Annotated in this window: 12 protein-coding genes; 2 read left to right on the top strand and 10 right to left on the bottom strand. The window is 30.8% G+C overall.

Going from position 1 to position 22,663, the window contains the following annotated elements; translation table 11 throughout:
• Positions 1-7: 7 nt before the first annotated feature.
• The 10 genes from ABNT61_RS18350 to ABNT61_RS18305 all read right to left on the bottom strand — a co-directional run bounded on the left by ABNT61_RS18350 (position 8) and on the right by ABNT61_RS18305 (position 21,595).
• Positions 8-4,174, bottom strand: coding sequence for an InlB B-repeat-containing protein (locus ABNT61_RS18350; RefSeq protein WP_348744300.1), 4,167 nt, complete (start codon positions 4,172-4,174; stop codon positions 8-10).
• A gap of 105 nt (positions 4,175-4,279) precedes the next feature.
• Entirely contained in the window at positions 4,280-5,023 is a 744-nt protein-coding gene (locus tag ABNT61_RS18345) for a LytR/AlgR family response regulator transcription factor (RefSeq protein ID WP_348744299.1), read from the bottom strand.
• A gap of 73 nt (positions 5,024-5,096) precedes the next feature.
• Positions 5,097-8,021 (bottom strand): histidine kinase, encoded by a 2,925-nt coding sequence (locus ABNT61_RS18340; RefSeq protein WP_348744298.1) that lies wholly within the window; start codon positions 8,019-8,021, stop codon positions 5,097-5,099.
• A gap of 203 nt (positions 8,022-8,224) precedes the next feature.
• Positions 8,225-12,421: an InlB B-repeat-containing protein gene (locus ABNT61_RS18335; protein ID WP_348744297.1), complete on the bottom strand. Its 4,197-nt coding sequence runs from the start codon at positions 12,419-12,421 to the stop codon at positions 8,225-8,227.
• 103 nt (positions 12,422-12,524) lie between these two features.
• Complete coding sequence (locus ABNT61_RS18330; protein WP_348744296.1) at positions 12,525-13,265, bottom strand: LytTR family DNA-binding domain-containing protein; 741 nt, start codon at positions 13,263-13,265, stop codon at positions 12,525-12,527.
• Position 13,266: 1 nt separating this feature from the next.
• Positions 13,267-14,160 (bottom strand): sensor histidine kinase, encoded by an 894-nt coding sequence (locus ABNT61_RS18325; protein WP_348744295.1) that lies wholly within the window; start codon positions 14,158-14,160, stop codon positions 13,267-13,269.
• Positions 14,161-14,493: 333 nt separating this feature from the next.
• A complete protein-coding gene (locus tag ABNT61_RS18320; protein WP_348744294.1) occupies positions 14,494-15,738 on the bottom strand; it encodes a sensor histidine kinase in 1,245 nt (414 codons plus the stop codon).
• A 94-nt stretch (positions 15,739-15,832) separates the two neighbouring features.
• On the bottom strand, positions 15,833-18,682 hold the full coding sequence (locus ABNT61_RS18315) for a histidine kinase (RefSeq protein ID WP_348744293.1): 2,850 nt from the start codon (positions 18,680-18,682) through the stop codon (positions 15,833-15,835).
• Between the two features lie 246 nt (positions 18,683-18,928).
• Positions 18,929-20,830 (bottom strand): molecular chaperone DnaK, encoded by a 1,902-nt coding sequence (dnaK, locus tag ABNT61_RS18310; protein ID WP_348713627.1) that lies wholly within the window; start codon positions 20,828-20,830, stop codon positions 18,929-18,931.
• Positions 20,831-20,986: 156 nt separating this feature from the next.
• Positions 20,987-21,595 (bottom strand): NUDIX hydrolase, encoded by a 609-nt coding sequence (locus ABNT61_RS18305; RefSeq protein ID WP_348744292.1) that lies wholly within the window; start codon positions 21,593-21,595, stop codon positions 20,987-20,989.
• 7 nt (positions 21,596-21,602) lie between these two features.
• On the opposite strand from ABNT61_RS18305, the gene pyrE reads away from it, so the two are divergent.
• Both pyrE and ABNT61_RS18295 read left to right on the top strand, forming a co-directional pair.
• Positions 21,603-22,244 (top strand): orotate phosphoribosyltransferase, encoded by a 642-nt coding sequence (gene pyrE, locus ABNT61_RS18300; protein ID WP_348713625.1) that lies wholly within the window; start codon positions 21,603-21,605, stop codon positions 22,242-22,244.
• Positions 22,245-22,273: 29 nt separating this feature from the next.
• The gene (locus ABNT61_RS18295) at positions 22,274-22,663 is read left to right on the top strand and encodes an SRPBCC family protein (protein WP_348713624.1); all 390 of its coding nucleotides are present in this window, start codon (positions 22,274-22,276) and stop codon (positions 22,661-22,663) included.

The following is a 22,663-nucleotide window of genomic DNA, read 5'->3' as shown; positions in this document are numbered from 1 at the left end:
TGCATACCTATTTCTTAATTATTCTTCTAGATGCAACTCTTCCCTCTGAATCTGTAACTTTTAAAATGTAAACTCCGTTAACTAAATTAGAAACATCAATTTTTGATTCTTTCGTTTCTATAATTCTTTTACCGAGAATACTATAAATTACAATTCTTTTAATCTCATAATTATTAAGAACATCAACAGTTAAGACATTTGATACTGGAATAGGATAAGCTTTAACTCCTTTATTAAATTCCTCATCAACCACGCTCGCAGTAACTGCACTAAACATAGCTGTAACAGTTTTATCTGAATCCATTACAATATCTATTGGATTTGTAGTACCTGTTGCATCTCCGCTCCATCCATCAAATTGGTATCCTGAATCAGGGACAGCTGTTAACCTAATTGTTGTACCATCGTCAAATTGCCCTGTTTGAGTATTTACTTTTCCACCGTTAACTCCAACTTCTTTTAGTGCAAATGGATTAGTTACGTTTACTGTTCCGTTAGTAGCATTTATAGTTAATGTACGTTGGATCTTACTGAATATTGCTGTAACGGTTTTATCAGCATCCATAGTAATCGTTAATGGATTTGTTGTGCCTGTAGCGTCTCCACTCCATCCATCAAATTGATATCCTGCATCTGGAGTAGCTGTCAATTGAACTGATGTTCCATCATCGTATGTTCCTCCTGTTGGATTTGGATTTGTGCTTACTGTTCCATTTGTAGCATTTAGAGTTAATGTGCGTTGAATTTTACTGAACATTGCTGTAACTGTTTTATCAGAATCCATAACAATTGTCAATGGATTTGTTGTTCCAGTAGCATTTCCACTCCAACCATCAAATTGATATCCTGCATCTGGAGTAGCTGTCAACTCAACTGATGTTCCATCATCGTAAGTTCCTCCTACTGGATTTGGGTTTGTGCTCACTGATCCATTTGTAGCATTAATTGTTAATGTACGTTGAATTTTACTGAACATTGCTGTAACTGTTTTATCAGAATCCATAACAATTGTTAATGGATTTGTTGTTCCAGTAGCATTTCCACTCCAACCATCAAATTGATATCCTGCATCTGGAGTAGCTGTCAACTCAACTGATGTTCCATCATCGTAAGTTCCTCCTAGTGGATTTGGGTTTGTGCTCACTGATCCATTTGTAGCATTAATTGTTAATGTACGTTGAATTTTACTGAACATTGCTGTAACTGTTTTATCAGAATCCATAACAATTGTCAATGGATTTGTTGTGCCCGTTGCATCGCCACTCCAACCATCAAATTGATACCCCGAAGTAGCGGGTATTGCTGTTAATACAACTGAAGTCCCATCATCATACGTTCCTCCTGTTGGATTTGGATTTGTACTAACTGTACCATTTGAAGCATTAATAGTTAATCTACGTTGAATTTTACTGAACATTGCTGTAACTGTTTTGTCAGCATCCATAGTGATCGTTAATGGATTTGTAGTTCCTGTAGCATCTCCACTCCAACCGTCAAATTGATATCCTGAAGCTGGAGTAGCTGTCAATTCAACTGATGTTCCATCATCGTAAGTTCCTCCTGTTGCATTTGGATTTGTACTAACTGTACCATTTGAAGCATTAATAGTTAATGTATATTGGACAGGGATTAGACTAAACATTGGTGCAATAGTTTTATCCTCGTTCATAACAATTGTTAACGGATTTGTAGTTCCTGTGGCATCGCCGCTCCATCCATCAAATTGATATCCTGAAGCTGGTGTAGCTGTTAATACAACTGAAGTTCCATTATCATAAGTCCCTCCTGTTGGATTTGGATTTGTGCTTACTGTTCCATTTGTAGCATTTAATGTTAATGTGTGTTGAATTATGAAAGGTGAAGCTCCAAATTCATAAGCCCCAATATCCACATTAGTATTATGAATTCTATTATTATTTAATAAATCTACTGAAATACTAGCTGGAATTTTAGTGTTACTACCAGAATCTATTGCAGGAGAATTACTTTGTAATGTAAAATCTCCGCCAGTAACATTTGTAAATAATGGATCGGAATTAGATGTATTTGTTAAATTTCCTGAAGAAATATTAGAAAAACCTTGTTCATCAATACTATTAAACACTGTTAATCCAGAAGCAATACTATTATCTGTTCTTTTTCCAAAAGCTAAGGCGGTATTACCTGAATTATTTGTATTACCCCAAAAAATATTATTAGCTATATTAACAGTTCCATAGGTTCCATTTTGTTGACTTATGCCAAAAGTTGCAAAATCTGAATTTCCTGTACCTTCATTTCTATTATTAACAAAAGTATTATTAACAATAGTAGCATCTATTTGATTTCCAGAATTAAATGAACGCAACCAAACTGTACTTAACCCATGTCCTAGAGCAGAGCCATTATTTGCAGTACGATTATTATTAAATAGTGAATTCGTTAACGTGAAATTCATTGTGGTATTTGCTTCTGGCAATACATAAATACCTGCTGCTACATTTGAACTTAAATTATTTTCAAAAATACAAGCATCAACAGTATAATTTAACATATTATTAGATTGTGCTCTTAAATATAAAGCTCCTAAAACACTAGTATTATCTTTAAAATGTGAATTTCTTATTGTAAAATTCACTACACCAGTATTCACGCTTAAAGCAGATCCGTATCTATCGTTTCCTGAACCATTCGCATTACCTCCTGAAATAGTAATTCCATCTATTACAATGTTATCTTTAGTAACATTGACTACTCGATAACTATTCTCAGAACGTGTAGTCTCTGTAAAATTGATTGTTCCATTATCATCTCCATTTAAATCACCACTAAATATAGTTTCATTTGTAGTATGAATTAATGACATATCCCTGTCTGACAATGATGTTTCAGTTCCAGCAAAACCACCATAAACTTTTAATCCTGAGTTTCTAAATTCTAAAGAAACACTTCTAGATGTTGTTGTAGGAACATATACGCCCTTAGCTACCCAAATCTCTCCATTAGCACCTGCTACATCTAAGGCATTTTGTATATTATTGAATGCATTAGCCCAATCGGAACCTGTATTATTTCCGGTCGCGTTAACGTTTACGAAAAAAGGACCTGGTAATAAAGTAGTCTTAGGAGAAGACCAACCTAACATTGGATCTGAACATACCTGTTGCTTTACGTAGATTTTATAATTTACGTTTTTAGCTAAATTTTGTAAAGTAGTTACACCGCTTGAGACTCCAGAAACTATTGTTGCTGTAGAAAATGAATCTGTTTCTTTATGATAAGCTATATCAAAATCCCCTGTATCATTAATGTTTACATTAACAGAGTTATTTCCAAAATTTGTTATTGAAAAATCAACATCATTAGAGACAAAACAATCATTATTTTCTGTATAGATATTTTGAATTTCACTAAGAGATAAAACTCGATTAAATATTGCTAAATCATCAAAATCAGACGAATAATTATATACACTTGGGAATGAATTTTTTTCAGCTCTGAATAAAAACGCATCAACATTTTTATCTATTCCATATACAGAGGTAGGATTATATCTAAATTCGTCAGTAGACAAAACACCTTCTTCAACCCCATCAATGTAAATTTTTGTAACAATTCTTTTTATTTGATTAGGTAAATCAGAAAAATTAAATGTAACTGCAATATGATGCCATTGCGAATCAGAAACTATTGTGTTTGCAAAATTCTCTCTTTTCGCAAATTGTATATTTGTTGCAAAATGATATTTAGCAAAACGATATTCTAACCCTATTTTTCCATTTCTTAAGACAACTGAAAAACCACTACTATTGAATCCTGCAACTGGAGAGGTAGCTGAACTAAAGTTAGGAAAAACTTTATCTGATTTATCTATAATATGTCTATTATTAGCATCATTTACAGAAGTTTTAATCCAAAAACTCAAAGTAGATGCATTTGATATAGAGAAGTTAGCTCTTTTAAGTCCATCATTATTCGAATTACTATTCAAAGCAGCCATTTGAACTCCAAATCTATCTCTAATAAGATTAGTTACAGAAAGGTTAGCCGTTTGAAGATTTACCCCGTTAGTGACTTCATTTGTAAAGCTTCCATTAGAAAATTTATAATAGGACAATAACCCATTTGTAGGAACCTGTGCTGTGCTAGTTGTTATCACAAATACCACTAACAATAAAAGTATTTTTTTAACCATAACATTCAATTAAATATATTTATACTACAAATGAATGCTATTGAATTTGATCAGAACTTTTTATACTTCCAAAGCGTCTTTTTTTTTTCCGAATACCATGACCAATTACATTTTAAAGTTCATTTCGAAAGTGCTTTTAAATCCTTTACTCAACGGAACTCGATTATTATGATTTAGTTCTATAACCCTATCTTTTTTAGAATATAAGGTAATTGCAGAAAAATTTATAAGCCAAGATCGATGCACTCGAATTATACCATTTTCACTTAGTAACTCTTCGTAATATTGTAGTTTTTTTGCAGACACATAAGTTTTTTGATTTTTCGTATTTATACGACTATACATTCGATCTGCTTGTATACTTTCAATATCTGAAATATCTATAATTACATAACCTTGTTGATACGGCACTCCAATTTTGGTAACTTCAGTTTTATTAGCTCTAAGTACTTCGAGTTCTTGTTGGGCTATTGTTTTATTAATTTGCATTACAGCTTTTTCAACAGATTTAACAAGGATATCAATCTCAACTGGTTTTAGTAAATAATCTATCGCCGCAATTTTAAATGCTTTTATAGCATATTGACTATATGCAGTTACAAATATTACTTGAAATAAAGGATCAGGAAAGGCGTGTAGCAGTTGAAATCCATTTTTCTCTGGCATTTCAATATCCAAAAACACTAACTGAGGTTTCTTATTATGAATTTCTATAATAGCATCATCAACATTAGAAGCTTCACCAATAATTTCTACTGTATTACAATATGAGTTTAATAGAAAACGTAAATTGTCTCTTGCTGATGTTTCATCATCCACAAGTATAGCTGTTATCATTTCTTTCATCATAGAAACTTAGTAAATTGATTTAATTTATAATTTGTTTTACTTCCTAACACTCGAATTTATTTCCTAATAAATACTAATCATTATAAGTAAATGGAATCCTAAGTATAACTTTAGTTCCTGAGTTTACTTTTTCGTAGTCAAAACCAATATCTGTTTGGTAATATTTTTTTAGAAGGAGTAACTTTTCCTCAATTGCTTTTGTTGAAAATGAATTGCTATTATTACTTTTATTAATCAGTTTAGATTTTTCAACTCCAACTCCATTATCTTTAATAGTACATATTAATGTGTTACTCTTTTGTTCAAATGAAATTATAACTATTTTATCACCAGTTCTTTTATGTAATAATCCATGCTTAATTGCATTTTCAATAAATGGCTGAATAATAGTTGAGGGTATTTTTATATTATCAATGTCTTCTGCATTAACTATTTTATAATTAAAAGCATCCTCAAAACGAAGTTTTTCAAGATCTAAATACTTTTTTAAATGTGCTATTTCATCATTAAAATGAACAAAACTCCTTTCACTCATTTCAAGATTATCTCGCATTAAAGATGCAAATTTACTAAGATAAGTATAGGCACTTTTTTTATTGTCTTTTATAATTAAACCCTGTATAGCATTCATTGCATTAAATATGAAATGCGGATTAAGTTGGGATTGTAAACTTTTCAACTTGGAAGCTACCATTTGATTTTGCAATCTTTCTTTCTCTAAAAATACTTGTTGCTGTTTTTTAAGTTTATGTATTCTATATTTTACTAATAGAATTACTAATACAGCTAGAATTGTAAGGGATAATACAATAAACCATAGCTGTAAATAATACGGTTTTTGAATAGTTATTTCTACTGACTTTATAGAAGATTCAAGATTATTAGATTGTAAGACCTTTTTAATTTGAAAAGTATATTTACCTGGAGATAAACTATTAAAAGTTATTTGATTATTGTTTTTAGAAACGTAATTCCAATCATTAGATGCTCCAAGCAATCGATATTGATAGTAACAATCTTCTTCCGCCATGAATCCATTGGCATGAAAGAAAAATTGTAATTTATTTTCTTCTGGATTTAATTTATACGCATCTTTTATTTCAACCTCCTCATCCTTTACTAAAACTTTAGTAATATAAAAACTTGGAAGTTTCTGAGGTTTAAAGCCTTTCGATATATCCAGTTGGAATAAACCATTATTAGTACCAAAAATCACCTGATTTTCATACACAATAATATCAGCAACATTGAAAGTAGTTAATCCATCTTTAGTTGTAATGTTATAAAAATTTTCGGATTTAGTATCCAATCTTTGTATCCCTTTATCAGTAGCAATCCATAAATCAGTGCCATTAGCTTTTACTATTGATGTATTATTAGAAAGTAAACCGTTATTTGTGTTGTAATTTTTAATTACTTCTCCATTTTTAACCCCAATAATTCCATCAGAAAAAGTAGCTACCCATATTACATTATCAGAAGTATTAGTAATATCTAAAGCGAAAATAGGCTTATCATCAAACATAATTTTGCGACCTTCTAGACCATTATTATTATAATATTCTAGTCCATCGACATAACCGATATAGATTTTCTCCGTTTGTTTATTATAATGTGTACTATAAGAACGTTTCTGCTCTATTTTGGTAAATTCATTACTATTAAGATCGAAAATTCTTGATCTATCAAACTGACCAATCACAAATTTATTCTGATTAATAAAGGATACTCCTTTAGGCGCTGGAAATTTACTAGCTCTATTATTAACAAAAAGACTTTTATTTTGTGTTTTTATATAACCTTTGTTATTATGACTAATAAATAACTTGCCATTCCCATTACTAGCTATAATATTAATGCCCTCTCTGGAGTATGATTTTAGTTTATTTACTTTACCTGTTATTATATTCTTTTGTACTAATAGACCTTTATTTGTTCCAAAAATTAATCGTTGATTATCTAATTTTTCTAATGCTGTAATATGATGATGTTTAAAGTCTTTAAAATATTTTAGGTTCTTATTAGGAATAATAAAAATCCCATTTTTCAAAGTAGTTACCCAGTAGTTATTTCGTTGATCCTTTAAGATTTTCGTAATATAATAATCCTTAAAAAATATGTTTTGGTTTTCAAATGTGCTATTATTATAGGTATAAGTGTGTAATCCATTTGGTGTGGCTATCCATATAAAATCATCTTCAACTAAAGCATCAATAATTGTAATTCGAGACTTAAATAATTGTTTCGGTAAAGAGGTAATTTTACCTTTTTCTCTTAAAAACAACTTTACTCCCCGTTTATGTGGATCATAAACCTGCAAAAGAATGGCGTTTTTTTCTCCAAGATTTCTGATTTTCACATAGGGTAAACCGTTTCCTATTGAACCCTTGGTATCAATATAATCTACAGGCTTTTTAAACTGGTCAAACTCAGTATAAACGGAGGTTTTTAAAACATAGAACACACTATCATTATGCTTAAAAAAAGCACTATCCGATGTTCCTCCTCTTATTCTTTTTTTTTGTTTTGTTTGAATATCTATCGTTACACAAATACCTGCACCACTTACAAATAACTTATTATTATGAATGAAAAATTCAGATAGTTGTCCTTTCTTTTTGACATTAACATCTGTAAAATAATGAAGTATATCATTCTCAATAAAAAAATACTGACCTGAAATATTATTACACCACAAACGACCTTGTTTATCAAATTGAAGATTGAAAACTGATAGTCCTTTTTTTTGAGGATGTGTATAATTTTTAAATGTTTTTCCATCGTATCGGAACAACCCTTTATTTGCAGCTAGCCAAATAAATCCATTATTATCTTCAACTACATCATAAAACTCAATATCAGGTAATCCATCCTTCTCTGTAAGTTCATAATAAACTGGATGTTGAGCAGAAACGGAAATTACCGAATAGATGTATATTAAAAATAAAAGTGCTCTTTGGAAATACTTTCCAATATCATTTTTTTTTAAAATCTTCAATATGATATTATTGATTTAAAATTATAATGAAACAGTTACTAATAATAATTCTTTAAAATCTAGTTCTAATATAAAAAAGGCCATTTAAAATTAGTTATTAAATGACCTTTTGATTTAAAATATGCAAAACATTAAATAAAATAATATACCGTACAACACAAAGAGCAAAATTTCGAGTTGATATTTTTTTATTTTTTGCATATCTATTTCTTAATTATTCTCCTAGATGCAACTCTTCCCTCCGAATCTGTAACTTTTAAAATGTAAACTCCGTTAACTAAATTAGAAACATCAATTTTTGATTCTTTCGTTTCTATAATTCTTTTACCAAGAATACTATAAATTACAATTCTTTTAATCTCATAATTATTAAGAACATCAACAGTTAATACACTTGATGCTGGAATAGGATAGACCTTAACTCCTTTATTAAATTCTTCATCAACCACACTCGCAGTAACTGCACTAAACATAGCTGTAACAGTTTTGTCAGCATCCATAGTAATAATTAATGGATTTGTAGTACCTGTAGCGTCTCCACTCCATCCATCAAACTGATACCCTGCATCTGGAGTAGCTGTTAATTGAACCGAAGTTCCATTATCATAAGTTCCTCCAGTTGGATTTGGATTTGTACTCACTGAACCATTTGTAGCATTTATAGTTAATGTTCGTTGAATTGGACTAAATATAGCTGTAACTGTTTTATCTGCATCCATGGTAATGGTTAATGGATTTGTAGTGCCTGTAGCATCTCCAGTCCAGCCATCAAATTGATATCCCGCAGCAGGTGTAGCAGTTACTGTTGCCACAGTACCATCATTATAAATTGAACCACTTGGAGGAGTTACAGTACCATTACCGGTTATATTAATTGTTAATGTTCGCTGAATTCTAGCAAAAGTTGCTGTTACTGCCTTATCAGCATTCATGGTAATTGTTAATGGATTTGTACTTCCACTAGCATCATTACTCCATCCAACGAATTCCCATCCCGCATCTGGAGTAGCTGTTAAAGTCGCCATATCTCCATCATTATAAGTTGTACCGCTTGTAGGAGTTACACTACCATTACCTGTTACGTTAATTGTTAAAGTACGTTGAATTTGACTAAAAGTAGCTGTAACTGTTTTATCAGCATCCATAGTAATCGTTAATGGATTTGTAGTTCCTGTAGCATCTCCACTCCAACCATCGAATTGATAACCCGTATCAGGAGTAGCAGTCAGTTGAACTGAAGTTCCGTTATCATAAGTTCCTGAAACTGGGTTAGGGTTTGTACTTATAGAACCGTTTGTAGCATTTAGCGTTAATGTACGTTGAATTGGGCTAAAAGTAGCTGTAACTGTTTTATCTGCATCCATTGTAATCGTTAATGGATTTGCAGTTCCTGTAGCATCGCCGCTCCATCCATCAAATTGATATCCTGAAGCAGGTGTAGCAGTCAATATAACTGAAGTTCCATCATCGTATGTTCCGCTGGTTGGATTTGGGTTTGTACTTACCGAACCATTTGTAGCATTTATAGTCAACGTTCGTTGAACCTTTATAAATACAGCCGTTATTGTTTTATCAGCATCCATTGTAATCGTTAACGGATTTGTTGTCCCAGTTGCATCTCCACTCCATCCATTAAATTGATAACCTGCATCTGGAGTAGCAGTCAATACAACAGAAGTACCATCTACATAAAGTCCATCTGCCGAACTAGGACTTATAGCTACCGAACCATTGGTAGCAGTTACATTTAAGGCCTTTTTAATGACAGGAGCCGCTGGTCCAAATTCATACGCTCCCATATCAACAGTAGCATTAAAAATACGTTGATTACCATATAAATCAGTTGATATTCCCGAAGGTATTCTATTATTAGCACCGCTATCTTTTGCTGGCGAAGTAGTTTGTATTGTAAAATCTTCATTAGCAGCATCAGTAAACAAAGGATCACTATTACTTGTATTTGACTTTGTACTTACGTTAGAAAAATTATCCTCATCTATACTGTTAAAGGCTGCGAAATTATTTGTAATATTAGTTCCTCCTCCTTTACCAAGAGCTAAAGCTACATTTCCATTATTGTTTTTATTTCCCCAGAAAATATTGTTTGCTATATAACCATTTCCATAACTCCCTGTTCTTCTACTTACAGCAACTGTTGCAAAATCTGAATTTGCATCCGTTCCTTCATTAAGATTATTAACAAATGTATTATTAATAATGTTCGCAGAAATTACAGTTCCTGTATAATATGCTCTAACCCAAACCATTCCTCCTTTACCTTTTCTAGATCCATCATCTGCCGTTCTATTATTTTTGAACAATGAATTTGTCAATCTAAAATTGGTAGTATTAGTTCCTTCTCTAGGAATAACATACATCGCTGTTGCTGAATTAGAACTTAAATTATTATCAAAAACACAAGCATCTACTGATATATTTACTGTTCCTGATCTATCTGCCGATAAATTTAATCCTGCCGCCCAATAAGCAACATTATCTTTGACTGTTGTGTTTTTTATTGTGAAGTTACTTATGTTAGGACTAAGAGATAATCCTGCTCCAAATCTACCATCTCCAGAAGTTGCATCTGCATAACCACCAGAAATTGTAATTCCATCAATTACTATATTGTTTCCAGCAACATTAATAACTCTTAAGCTATTATCACTTCTGGTAGTATTGTTAAACGTAACATTAGTATCATCATTTCTCAACAAATCCCCACTTAAGATTGTTTTATTACTTAAATAATCTCTTTGATTTAAGTTTGTTTCATTTCCAGCAAAACCACCATAGATTAATAATCCATCAACATTAAATTCAAATCTCGTGTTTCTATTATTTGATGAAGGAGTATATGTTCCTCTTGCTATCCAAACCTCTGTTTTACCATTTAGATTATTTGCTAATGCTGTTTCTAAACTTGTATAAGCATTAGTCCATGATCCTCCTGTATTACTTCCTGTAGCAAATTGATTTACATATACACGAGTAGTTTGACCATAAGTTATTTTTTGGTAGTCAGAAGGACCACTAAATCTGTTATCACAGTTTGTTCTTACATAAACATCATACTCTTGATCATTTACTAAGCCTGTTAAAGAAGCTGTTGTTCCAGAAATATTTTGAATTGTTGTTCCTGAACTTATAGGTTGTCCAGCATCAACATAGGTCAATTCATACGAATCAACAAATTCCGCAACTGGATCCCATGTGATGTCAGCCGTTGTTGCTCCAGTTAATACTCCTCTAACATTATTTGGTTTATTACAAGATTTTGCAACATAAACCACTTTTACATTGCTTGATGTTGCAGTTAATGCACCCGTACAATTTGTTTTAATATAAATATCATAGCTTGTTCCTGGAACAAAATTATTAATCTGAACTGAAGTACCTGAAATGTTTTGGATAGTTGTACCATTACCAATTGGTTGTCCGGTTTCTACATACGTTAATTCATATGAATCTACTGAATTCGTTGGAGCAGTCCAACTTACATCTGCCGTAGTTTCATCCACAAAACTTACTTGAGGAGCTGTTGGTGCTTTACATACAGGAACAATATTCGGATCAGTATATTTATAAACTCCACCTCCATTTGCTACAGAAGCAGGAGATAAAACATATATATCTTGATCAATAATATCTAAGGTTCTTCCGTAAGGGATTGTTCCTCCTACATTTTGAACACTTCCTCCATTCACAGAGATTCTTCGAATTCCTCCATTTAAACCTGCATCAATAAAATAAAGATACCCTTGTGTATGTCTTATCCCCCAAGGCTCTGACAAACCAGATTTGAATACTTGTGCACTCGGAGAGCTTGCAGATAAATCAACTCTATAAATTCTTCCTTCCGAATATGAAGTATAATATAAATTATCCCCAACAACCACAGCATCATAAACATTAGTCCAAGCAGTAGGTAAAGTAGCTATAACAGTAGTATTACCTCCTCCTGTATATCGTTTTATCTCTATATTAGAAAAAGATCCTCTTCTTGCTATAAAATGAATATTATTATTATATCTAAATACAACATTAGATGTAAGACCTGAAACATTGATAATTGATTTAGCCCCATTTGTATATCCAAAAGCAAATTTAGAAACACCTCCTCCTGGTATAACACAAGCACTTCCTTCTTTATATATCATTGTCCCTTGAAAAGCTATATTATTAAAAGGACTATTATTATAACCACTAGATACAACTTGTTCCGTAGGGTTTGACTGTGTAAGTGATACACTTTTAAGTTCTGAGCCAACCATTGTGTAGGCCTTATCATTTATTACTGCAATTCCTTTACCCGCAGGGAAACCGCTGTAAACTCTGGTTTGTGCACTCAATCCAGCACAAAGAAGCATAACAACTACTAAAAGTATTTTTTTAACCATAACATTCAATTAAATATATTTTATACTGCAAAAGAATGTTATACACTTCTTTAAAGTCTCTTTTTACTTCCGAATGGTCATTTTTTGTTTCCTAAATGGTTTTTTATGAAATGAATATCTCTTCAAAAGATTGTTTATATCCTTTACTAACAGGAATTAACTCTCCTGTTTTTAGTTGAATTTGTTTTTCTCTTTTAGAGTACACATCTATATAATTTGTATTTATTACCCAAGATCTATGAACTCTTACAAAGAATCCTTCTTCTTTAAATAATTCCTCGTAATAATTCAGTTTCTTAGAGGCTACAAATTGCTTTTTATCTGAAGTAGATATTATAGAATACACACGATCAGCTTGGATACAAGTGATATCATTGATATTTAAAATGGCGTAGTCATTTTTATAAGGGATAGCTATTTTCTTGAATTTCTTCTTATTCTCTTGGAGAAGTTTTATTCTATCATTTGATTGTTCTTGAGATAATTGTATCTCTACTTTTTCAACGGCCTTTTGCAACAAGTTAATATCTACAGGTTTCAATAAATAATCTATAGCTGCAACTTGAAATGCCTTTATTGCATAATTATCATAAGCAGTTATAAAAATAACTTGAAAATTAATTTCTTTCAGTTCATTGAATAATTGAAAACCATTTTTTTGAGGCATCTCAATATCTAAAAAAACCAATTGAGGATTTTCTTTTTCAATTATCTTTACCGCATCATCAACATTTGACGCTTCCCCCACAATTGTAACTTGTTTGCAAAACTCATCCAATAAATATCTCAGATTTTCTCGAGCATTTAACTCATCATCTACTAGTATCGCATTTAAACTACTCATTTTATGCTGTATAAGGTATTTTAATAATTACTTTAGTTCCTTCCGGAATATCGATATAACTAAAACCAATATTTGTTTTATAATAATCTTTTAATAATGTTAATCGCTCTTCAATTAACTTGGTTGATAGAGAATTATTTTTTAAATCATTTAATTCATTTATATCTTTTGAAGCTCTCATTCCAATACCATTATCAATAATTGTACATTCCAAAACCTCATGTAGTGTAAATTTCAAAGTAACTTTTTTTATTCCAGTTTTCTTATGCAATAAACCATGTTTAATTGCATTTTCAACAAAAGGTTGAATAATCATTGAAGGAACTTTAATACTATCAATAAAGTCTATTCCAATCATTTCATATTGAAAGTTTTCTCGAAACCTAAGTTTCTCTAACTCTAAGTACTTTTTGAGTAATAGTATTTCATCCTCAAATGACACGAAACTTTTTTCACTCATGTTTAAATTATCTCGTATAAGAGATGAAAATTTTGTAAGATAGTTATATGCTTCATGCTTATCTCCTTTTAGAACCAAGTTTTGGATTGAATTCATGGCGTTAAACATAAAGTGAGGGTTCATTTGCGCCTTGAGCGACTTTAATTGTAAGTGAGCGAATTCGTTCTTTCTTTTCTCTTCTAGCTCTAAGTATGCCTCTTCTAATTTCTCTTCATTTTTTCTATTTAAAACTTGAGAATAATTCAAAATAACAAATGACCCCAGAAAAACTGCAAATATTAAAGCAGGATTCATAGGATGTTCTGGGTATATGTTATAAAGTTTACTCGGAACAAAATATAATGCCCAGCAAATAATCATAAATGATACTACAATCCACTTTTTTTCAATAAATATTAAGGCTATTAAAGGACATAGGAAATAAAAATTTTCCATAAAACGTCCTATTTCTAAATAAACCGAGAAAGAGAATATACTAATGATTAACGCAATAATAAATAAAACTCTGGCTAGAATAAACCATCTCTTGAACTGAAAAAACAGAACCAAGAACAATGAAATAAAAGAAAATAAATGAACACCAATACTTTTGTTGAGACTTTTCTCAAAAAATTGATCAGTAATCATGAACATAATCAAGCAAAATATCCATGTTACACAAAATACGTTTAGTAGTCGTATTCTTTTTTCTTCTCGCCTATTAGAATTTTCTGTTCCTATAAGTACTATTTTACTGTAAAGTTTTTGGATACTCATCTTAATGATAAATTAGAAGGTCTTAGTTACATTTTCTTCTTCATTTAATATACTATAAGGTATACTTAATATTACAGCCGTACCAGAATCGACCTCTGGATATTCAACTATTACATCTTTCGTATAATAATCTCTTAGAAATGCAATTCGCTCTTGAATTATCTCATTAACAAATTGTTCCTTTTTTAGATTATTTAATTTATTTATTTCCTTTGATTTTATTACACCAATACCGTTGTCTATAATTTCACATTTTAAATTTTCATCTTTAATTTTAAAATTAATCTCTAACTTTCTTAATCCTTCCTTTTTATGAAGTAAACCGTGCTTTATAGCATTTTCTACGTAGGGTTGAATTATCATTGTAGGAATATTTATATATTCCATATTCTTAAAAGTGTTCAGTTTATACTCAAAGTTTTCCTTGAACCTAAGTTTCTCTAATTCCAGATATTGCTCTAAAACTAAAGTCTCTTCTTTTAATGTGATAAATCTCTTTTCACTTGTATTCAAATTCTCTCTTAAAAAAGAAGAAAACTTCGTTAAATAATCATACGCTTCATGTTTATTTCCTTTTAAAACTAGATTTTGGATTGAATTTATTGAGTTAAACATAAAATGTGGATTCAACTGAGATTTTAATAGCTTAAAACGTAAACTTGATAACTCATTTTGTTTATTTTCCTCTAACTCTTCATATGCATTTTTCAATTTTTTCTCATTTGATTCATTCACGTCTTTAAAGAATTTTACTACCAGGAACAAAATGATAAAAAGGAAAACTTTTTCAGCTGGAATAAAGTTATCTAAATTTCTATTTTCCGTTATGTAATAAGGAATAAAAAACAAGAACATTGCAATTAATAAAGTAACGTAATGCACCCATTTTCTATCGAAAAAAAACAATGCTAATATTGGTAACCCCAAATAATTATACTCTGTGTTTTCATGAATAAAAAGAACTTGAGTTAACATAAAAACAGCAAACGCAAAGGACATTAAAAATAATATCCGTGCTTGAACATAGTACTTTTTTTGTTGCAGAAAGTATACTGTAATAAAAAGCATTAAATAGGTTACATAGCTGAATAAAATCTGAGAGTTTAATTCATTTTCAATAGCTCTTTTAATGGTAAAAAAAAGTATATCAAAGGTCATCAGAAAACAACAGAAATTTAGAATAGTAATTCGCTTACTTTCTAAACCGCTTAAGTTTTCATCTTGATTGTATAAATATTTTTTTAGTTTTAGTTTCATTTAAATCTTAGAGATACTGATAAAATTATTCAGTTCTGTTATTTTCTTTCTAATTACTTATAAAAACCTTCCCAACTGATTTAGCTGAGTAATGCTATAAATAAAATGGAATTTTAATTATTACGGTAGTTCCATCATTTACATTCGGATATTCTACACCTATATCTGTCTCATAATAATCCCTTAAAAAAGAGAGTCTTTCTTGAATTGATTCTGTCGAAAAAGATTTTCTTTTCACTTTATTAGACCTCTGAATTTCTTTTGCTCTTTTTATCCCAATTCCATTATCTATAATTTTACAAACCAAAACTTTTTCCTCTAGAAAAAACTCAATTCGTAATTTTCTTACACCATTTGTTTTATGAAGCAACCCATGTTTAATCGCATTCTCTACATAGGGTTGAATAATCATCGTAGGTATCTTAATATCTTCAACTTCTTGATCTACCTTAATTTCATAACTGAAATTACTCTTAAAACGAAGTTCTTCCAATTCTAGGTATCTATATATTAAGGATAACTCTTTTTCAAACTCAACAAAACTCTTTGTACTTAAGTGCAAATTATCGCGAATTAAGTTTGAAAACTTTGTGAGATAATTATAAGCCTCTTTTTTATCGTTTTTTAGGATTAGATTTTGAATAGAATTCAATGCATTAAAGGTAAAATGCGGATTCATTTGAGATCTTAAAGTTTCCAGCTTAGTTGATACTAATTCTTTTTGTAATCGTTCCTTTTCTAAGGCTACTTCCTGATCTTTTTTTATAGTTTTTAATCGTTGGCTAAATCGATACCATATAATTAATACTCCTGATAAAAAAATTAAAAATACAAACCACCACTCCTTATAAATGGGTAAAGCTATTCTAAAATTTATCACTCTCGAAAATTCGTTTTTAGGATTATCAATAGCTGTTGCTTTTAATGTAAATTCGTAAACTCCCGAAGCAAGATTACTAAAGGTAATTTGATTTATATTTTGATCAACAGCATTCCATTTGTCGGAGTTCTTTTTATCCGATAATTTATAAGTGTACTGTACGTTTTCTTCAGATAAGAATCCATTAATTTGAAATGCGAATTGAACTTTATTCTCATCTGACTTTAAACTATAACTTTTTTTAAGTTCTTGACGTTTATCATTAATTAATATATCTGTAAAGTCAAATTCTAATGTATTTGTTTCTTTAAAAACCTTTTCCTTATCAACTTCAATTACTCCTTTATTCGAGCTAAAAAAAAGTTTATTTTTAAAAGGTATAATGTCTGAAATGTTATATGTATTTATACCATCTCTTCTCGTTAAATTTCTAAATTTTTTCGTTTTTGTATTTAGAACCTGTATTCCATTTGTTGTTGAAATCCATAAATTATCACCATCTCCCTTAATCTCTCTAGTCAAATTTGAAAGCAAACCATTTTCAATAGTATAATTAACATAAACACTATCATTTCGAATTCCTAAGATTCCATTTTTAAAAGTTGACAACCAAATAGTACCATCCTTTGTTTCTCCTGTATCTATAGTAAATACTTCTTTGTTTTTATGTAGTATTTCTATTTCATTAAAATTAGCATCATACGCTCTTGTTCCATTCACATAGCCTACATACCTTCTGTCATTTTCCTCACTAAAATGAGTAGTATACGAACGAAATGAAGCAAGTCTTCTTTCTTTAAATTCTTTAGATTCTAATGCTACTTCTGCTGCCATGTTATAACATGCAACTAAAATCTTATTATCCTCTATGTATGAAAAATCTTTTATTCCAGTTAAGAAAAAATTTGTGATATCTTTATTACTGAGTTCATCAATATTTATTAGCGAAGTAAAGCCACGATAACCCACTATAATACTATCGTTATTTATAGGCGTTATTGCAAAAACCTTGTTTTTCCTGTATCTCGGAAGTTTTTTTCTTTCTTCTGTATTAATATTTACAATTTCTAAGCTTCCTTTTGATGATCCAAAAATTATTTTATCCTCACCAACTTTGCTCATTGCCGTAATATTTGCGTCTTCAAAGTCTAATTTCAACTCTTTAAGATGAATATTCGGGACAATGAAAATTCCATTTCTTAAGGTTGTAAACCAATAATTATTATTTCTATCTTTTATTATTTTGGTAATACTTTTACCTTTAAAAAAGTGATCTTTAACTACTATTCTACCATTATCATAATCACATGAAAAAACACCATTTTCAGTAGCTAACCAGAGTAAATCTTCAAATCTGAAGTAATTTATAAATGGAGTATACTTGAGATCATTAGGTAATTCAACCTCCTTTAAACTATCCTTCGTCTCAAGAACTAATCGATTATTTTGTCTCTTTACCTTAGAAGCTAAATGCTCTAAGCCCAAAAAGAACTTTTTATTTTGAAAATGAATAAACCTCCAATTAATATAAAAAAAATCGGAGTGCAGTTTATTTTTGAAAGTTTTAATTTGGCTGAAAGACTCTCCATCTAAACTATTAAATTTTTTATCTTCAATAACATAGAAAAGACTATCTCGATGCACGAAAGTCGATATTGTTTTATTATTATCGCTAATCGCTTTTATGGAACTAGGGTTGTCTAAGTCTATTAAAATAATTTCTCTGAAATAATAAACAGCGAGTTTATTATTATAGAAAATGAAATTCGTTAATTCTCCTCTTGCTCGTTGCCCTAAATCTGTAAACAATTTTAAGGAATCATTTTCGACATAAAAAAATTGGCCAGAAATATTATTACACCAAACTCTACCTCTGTTATCTAATTTTACTCCAAAAACAGATAACCCTCTTTTATCGGGGTGAGAATAATTTTTAAATTTCTTACCGTCATACCTGAACAAGCCTTTATCGGCTGCCAGCCAAATGAACCCTTGATTATCCTCTACAATATTATAAAATTCAATATCTGGAAGACCATCTTTCTCCGTTAATTGAATTGACACCGGGTTCTGTGAAAAAACCAGAAATGGAAAAGTTGATAGAATTATGAATAAAATGTACCTATTTATATCTGTCATTAAGATTAAAATATGCCGTACGCATTTGTTAATAAGTCTAACATACGAAAATACTTTTTCAATTACATAAACTCAACACATGTTTCCGAATGAACAAAAATTGTTTCTAAATGAAAAAACCAGCTACACATTGTGTAACTGGTTTTTTGTTTATTCAATTTTAATAAAGTCTTATTTCACTTCTTCAAAATCTACATCTTCTACATTATCATTGCTATCAGCAGTTTCAGCATTTCCTTCTGGCTGAGCTCCTGCAGCTCCTCCCGCTTGTTGCTGAGCAGCATACATTTCTTCTGAAGCAACTTTCCAAGCTTCATTGATTTTCTCCATTGCAGCGTCAATAGCAGCTAAATCTTTACTCTCATGAGCTTTCTTTAACTCTTCTAAAGCACTTTCAATTGGAGCTTTCTTATCAGCTGATAATTTATCTCCAAATTCTTTCAATTGCTTTTCAGTTTGGAAAATCATTGAATCAGCTCCATTGATTTTATCAATCTCTTCTTTAGCTTTAGCATCTGCATCTGCATTCGCTTCAGCATCAGCTTTCATTCTTTGGATTTCCTCATCTGTTAATCCAGAAGAAGCTTCAATACGAATGTTTTGCTCTTTATTAGTTCCTTTATCTTTAGCAGATACATTAATAATTCCGTTAGCATCAATATCAAAAGTAACTTCAATTTGAGGAACACCTCTTTGTGCTGGTGGAATTCCATCTAAGTGGAAACGACCAATTGTTTTATTGTCTGCTGCCATTGCTCTTTCACCTTGTAAAACGTGAATTTCTACAGATGGTTGGTTATCTGCTGCAGTAGAGAATACTTGAGATTTCTTCGTTGGAATTGTAGTATTCGCATCAATTAACTTTGTGAATACATTACCCATTGTTTCAATACCTAATGATAATGGAGTTACATCTAATAAAAGAACATCTTTTACATCACCAGTTAAAACTCCACCTTGAATAGCTGCTCCTAAAGAAACAACCTCATCTGGATTTACTCCTTTACTTGGTGCTTTCCCGAAGAACTTCTCTACAGCTTCCTGAATTGCTGGAATACGAGTAGATCCTCCTACTAAAATAACCTCATCAATATCTGAAGTAGATAAATCTGCATTTCTTAAAGCAGTTTGACATGGCTCAATAGTTCTTTTAACTAAATCATCAATTAATTGCTCGAACTTCGCTCTACTTAATGTTCTTACTAAGTGCTTAGGTCCTGAAGCCGTTGCAGTAATATATGGTAAGTTAATCTCAGTAGAAGTTGTACTAGATAACTCGATTTTAGCTTTTTCTGAAGCTTCTTTTAAACGTTGTAAAGCCATTGGATCTTGACGTAAATCCATGTTTTCCTCAGCTTTAAACTCTTCTGCTAGCCAATTGATAATTTTCTCATCAACATCATCTCCTCCTAAGTGAGTATCTCCATCAGTAGCTAATACTTCAAATACTCCATCTCCTAATTCTAAAATAGAAACATCATGTGTACCTCCACCAAAGTCAAATACAACAATTTTCTTATCAGAATCAGCTTTATCTAAACCGTAAGCTAATGCAGCTGCAGTTGGTTCGTTGATAATACGACGAACTTTTAATCCTGCGATCTCTCCAGCTTCTTTAGTCGCTTGACGTTGAGCATCATTAAAATATGCTGGAACAGTAATTACTGCTTCTGCAACATCTTGTCCTAAGTAATCCTCAGCAGTTTTCTTCATTTTTTGTAATACCATCGCAGAAATTTCTTGCGGTGTATACAAACGATCATCAATTTTTACACGTGGTGTATCATTATCTCCTTTTACCACATCGTATGGTACTCTTTCTGCTTCCTTTTGAGATTCAGAAAACTTATTCCCCATAAAACGCTTAATAGAATAAACTGTCTTAGTAGGGTTAGTTACTGCCTGACGTTTTGCAGGATCACCAACTTTTCTTTCTCCTCCTTCAACAAAAGCTACTACAGAAGGTGTAGTTCTTTTTCCTTCAGAGTTAGGAATTACTACTGGCTCGTTCCCTTCCATCACAGAAACACAAGAATTGGTAGTACCTAAATCTATTCCTATAATTTTACTCATAACTTTATTATCGATTTTATTTTTTAGTCAAAATTTTACAAAAAGGAAATGTCAAAGGTCATGCCAACACTTTTTTCAATTTGTTTTGACAGATTATGATTAAAAATAATGACAGGGTGACAGTTTAACGAATATTAAACTGCAAAAATGGATGCTTTATAAGATTGAATCTCGATATGCCTTGTAAACCATTCTTATATTTATGTAGGTTCTTTTTAGAATATTAGTTTGGATTGTGGCTTTATCAAAAAAAGAAGCTCTTTTAATTCCTTCATCTAGCAGCGGTTTAGGAATTGTATTTGAAGTTGTATTCATTACATACCAATATGTCATTTTTAATCTATCTTTTCCCTGAGATGGATATAAATGATAAGTGTTCATTAAAAACTTTTCTATGGTTAGTTCTGAAATTCCAGATTCTTCCTGAACTTCTCTGAGTGCAGTTTCTTGTATATTTTCGTTATTTTCAATTCTTCCTTTTGGCAAATCCCATTTTCTCGCTCTGAAAATAAATAATACTTCTTTTTGAGAATTGACGACTAAACCTCCCCCTGCCTTTTTTAATCGATAATCAACACAAAATCTAGCCCAAAATTCTTTAAGATTTGAGGTAAAAACATACACGCCTTTTAATTTACCTTTCTTAACCTGCTTAATAACATCATTTAATATAATATCTTTGCAATCCATTACAGGATATTCTCCATTTTTAATTGGAGAAGAAGTAAATATTATAGGTCTATCATTCACAAAAACTTTATACATTTGCGCTATGATTTTAAACAAAGATACTGCAAAAAAAACCGCTGAACTTTTATTACAAGTTAAAGCTATTAAATTAAGTCCAAATGAACCTTTTACTTGGGCATCTGGATGGAAATCACCAATCTACTGCGATAATCGTGTTACACTATCATATCCACCAGTTCGTAACTTTTTAAAAGAGAAAATTGCGAAGCTTGTAGAAGAGAAATATGGAAAACCTGATGTTATCGCTGGAGTTGCTACAGGTGCAATCGCAATTGGAGTTTTAGTAGCACAAGAATTAGGAGTACCTTTTGTTTATGTTAGACCAGAGCCTAAGAAACACGGTAGAAAAAATCAGATTGAAGGATTTATCGAAAGTGGTCAAAATGTGGTTGTAGTTGAAGACTTGATCAGCACAGGAAAAAGTAGTTTAAATGCTATTAAGGCATTAAAAGAAGCTGATGTTAATGTAAAGGGAATGGTAGCTATATTTTCTTATGGTTTTTCTGTAGCTACTGAAACTTTTGAAGAACATAATCTTGATTTCTCAACATTAAGTAACTACGAAGTTTTACTGGAACAAGCTTTAGAAAGTAATTACATTAACGAAAAAGAATTAATAACACTTGAAAGTTGGAGATTAAATCCAAGCGAGTGGAAACAATAAATCTTTAAGACCCAAATAAACTTAACAAAATGAATATCGAAGGAAACAGTATTACTGTAAAAAAATCGCAACAAGAGATATATGAGTTTTTAACTCAACTTGAAAACTTCAAGCAATTAATGCCTGAAAACACAGAGAAATTTGAAGTTGATGGTGAGTCATTTATTTTCGGATTAAAAGGTATGCCTGAAATCCGTTTAGTAATGAAAGAAAAGACTGAATTTTCAAATGTTACTTTAGGAGCTGCAAGTAGTAAATTACCATTTACTTTAGCTGCTGACATCAATGGAGTTTCTGATAACGAAAGTAATGTTCAGTTAAAATTTGAAAGTAGTTTTAACCCGATGATGGCGATGATGGTAAAAAAACCACTTACAAGTTTTATCAATACTCTGACAGATAATTTAGAAAAACTATAG

Source organism: Tenacibaculum sp. 190524A05c (assembly GCF_964036595.1).
Taxonomy (GTDB): Bacteria; Bacteroidota; Bacteroidia; order Flavobacteriales; family Flavobacteriaceae; genus Polaribacter; species Polaribacter platacis.
The sequence above is the reverse complement of the archived record's forward strand: the minus strand, read 5'-3'. Positions and strand labels throughout refer to the sequence as shown.

What these genes read in the sequence shown, in the direction of transcription:
- dnaK (WP_348713627.1), bottom strand. Translation starts at nt 20,830, where the DNA reads ATGAGTAAAATTATAGGAATAGATTTAGGTACTACCAATTCTTGTGTT.
- ABNT61_RS18350 (WP_348744300.1), bottom strand. Translation starts at nt 4,174, where the DNA reads ATGGTTAAAAAAATACTTTTATTGTTAGTGGTATTTGTGATAACAACT.
- ABNT61_RS18335 (WP_348744297.1), bottom strand. Translation starts at nt 12,421, where the DNA reads ATGGTTAAAAAAATACTTTTAGTAGTTGTTATGCTTCTTTGTGCTGGA.
- ABNT61_RS18295 (WP_348713624.1), top strand. Translation starts at nt 22,274, where the DNA reads ATGAATATCGAAGGAAACAGTATTACTGTAAAAAAATCGCAACAAGAG.
- ABNT61_RS18305 (WP_348744292.1), bottom strand. Translation starts at nt 21,595, where the DNA reads ATGTATAAAGTTTTTGTGAATGATAGACCTATAATATTTACTTCTTCT.
- ABNT61_RS18320 (WP_348744294.1), bottom strand. Translation starts at nt 15,738, where the DNA reads ATGAAACTAAAACTAAAAAAATATTTATACAATCAAGATGAAAACTTA.
- pyrE (WP_348713625.1), top strand. Translation starts at nt 21,603, where the DNA reads ATGATTTTAAACAAAGATACTGCAAAAAAAACCGCTGAACTTTTATTA.
- ABNT61_RS18330 (WP_348744296.1), bottom strand. Translation starts at nt 13,265, where the DNA reads ATGAGTAGTTTAAATGCGATACTAGTAGATGATGAGTTAAATGCTCGA.
- ABNT61_RS18325 (WP_348744295.1), bottom strand. Translation starts at nt 14,160, where the DNA reads ATGGAAAATTTTTATTTCCTATGTCCTTTAATAGCCTTAATATTTATT.
- ABNT61_RS18345 (WP_348744299.1), bottom strand. Translation starts at nt 5,023, where the DNA reads ATGATGAAAGAAATGATAACAGCTATACTTGTGGATGATGAAACATCA.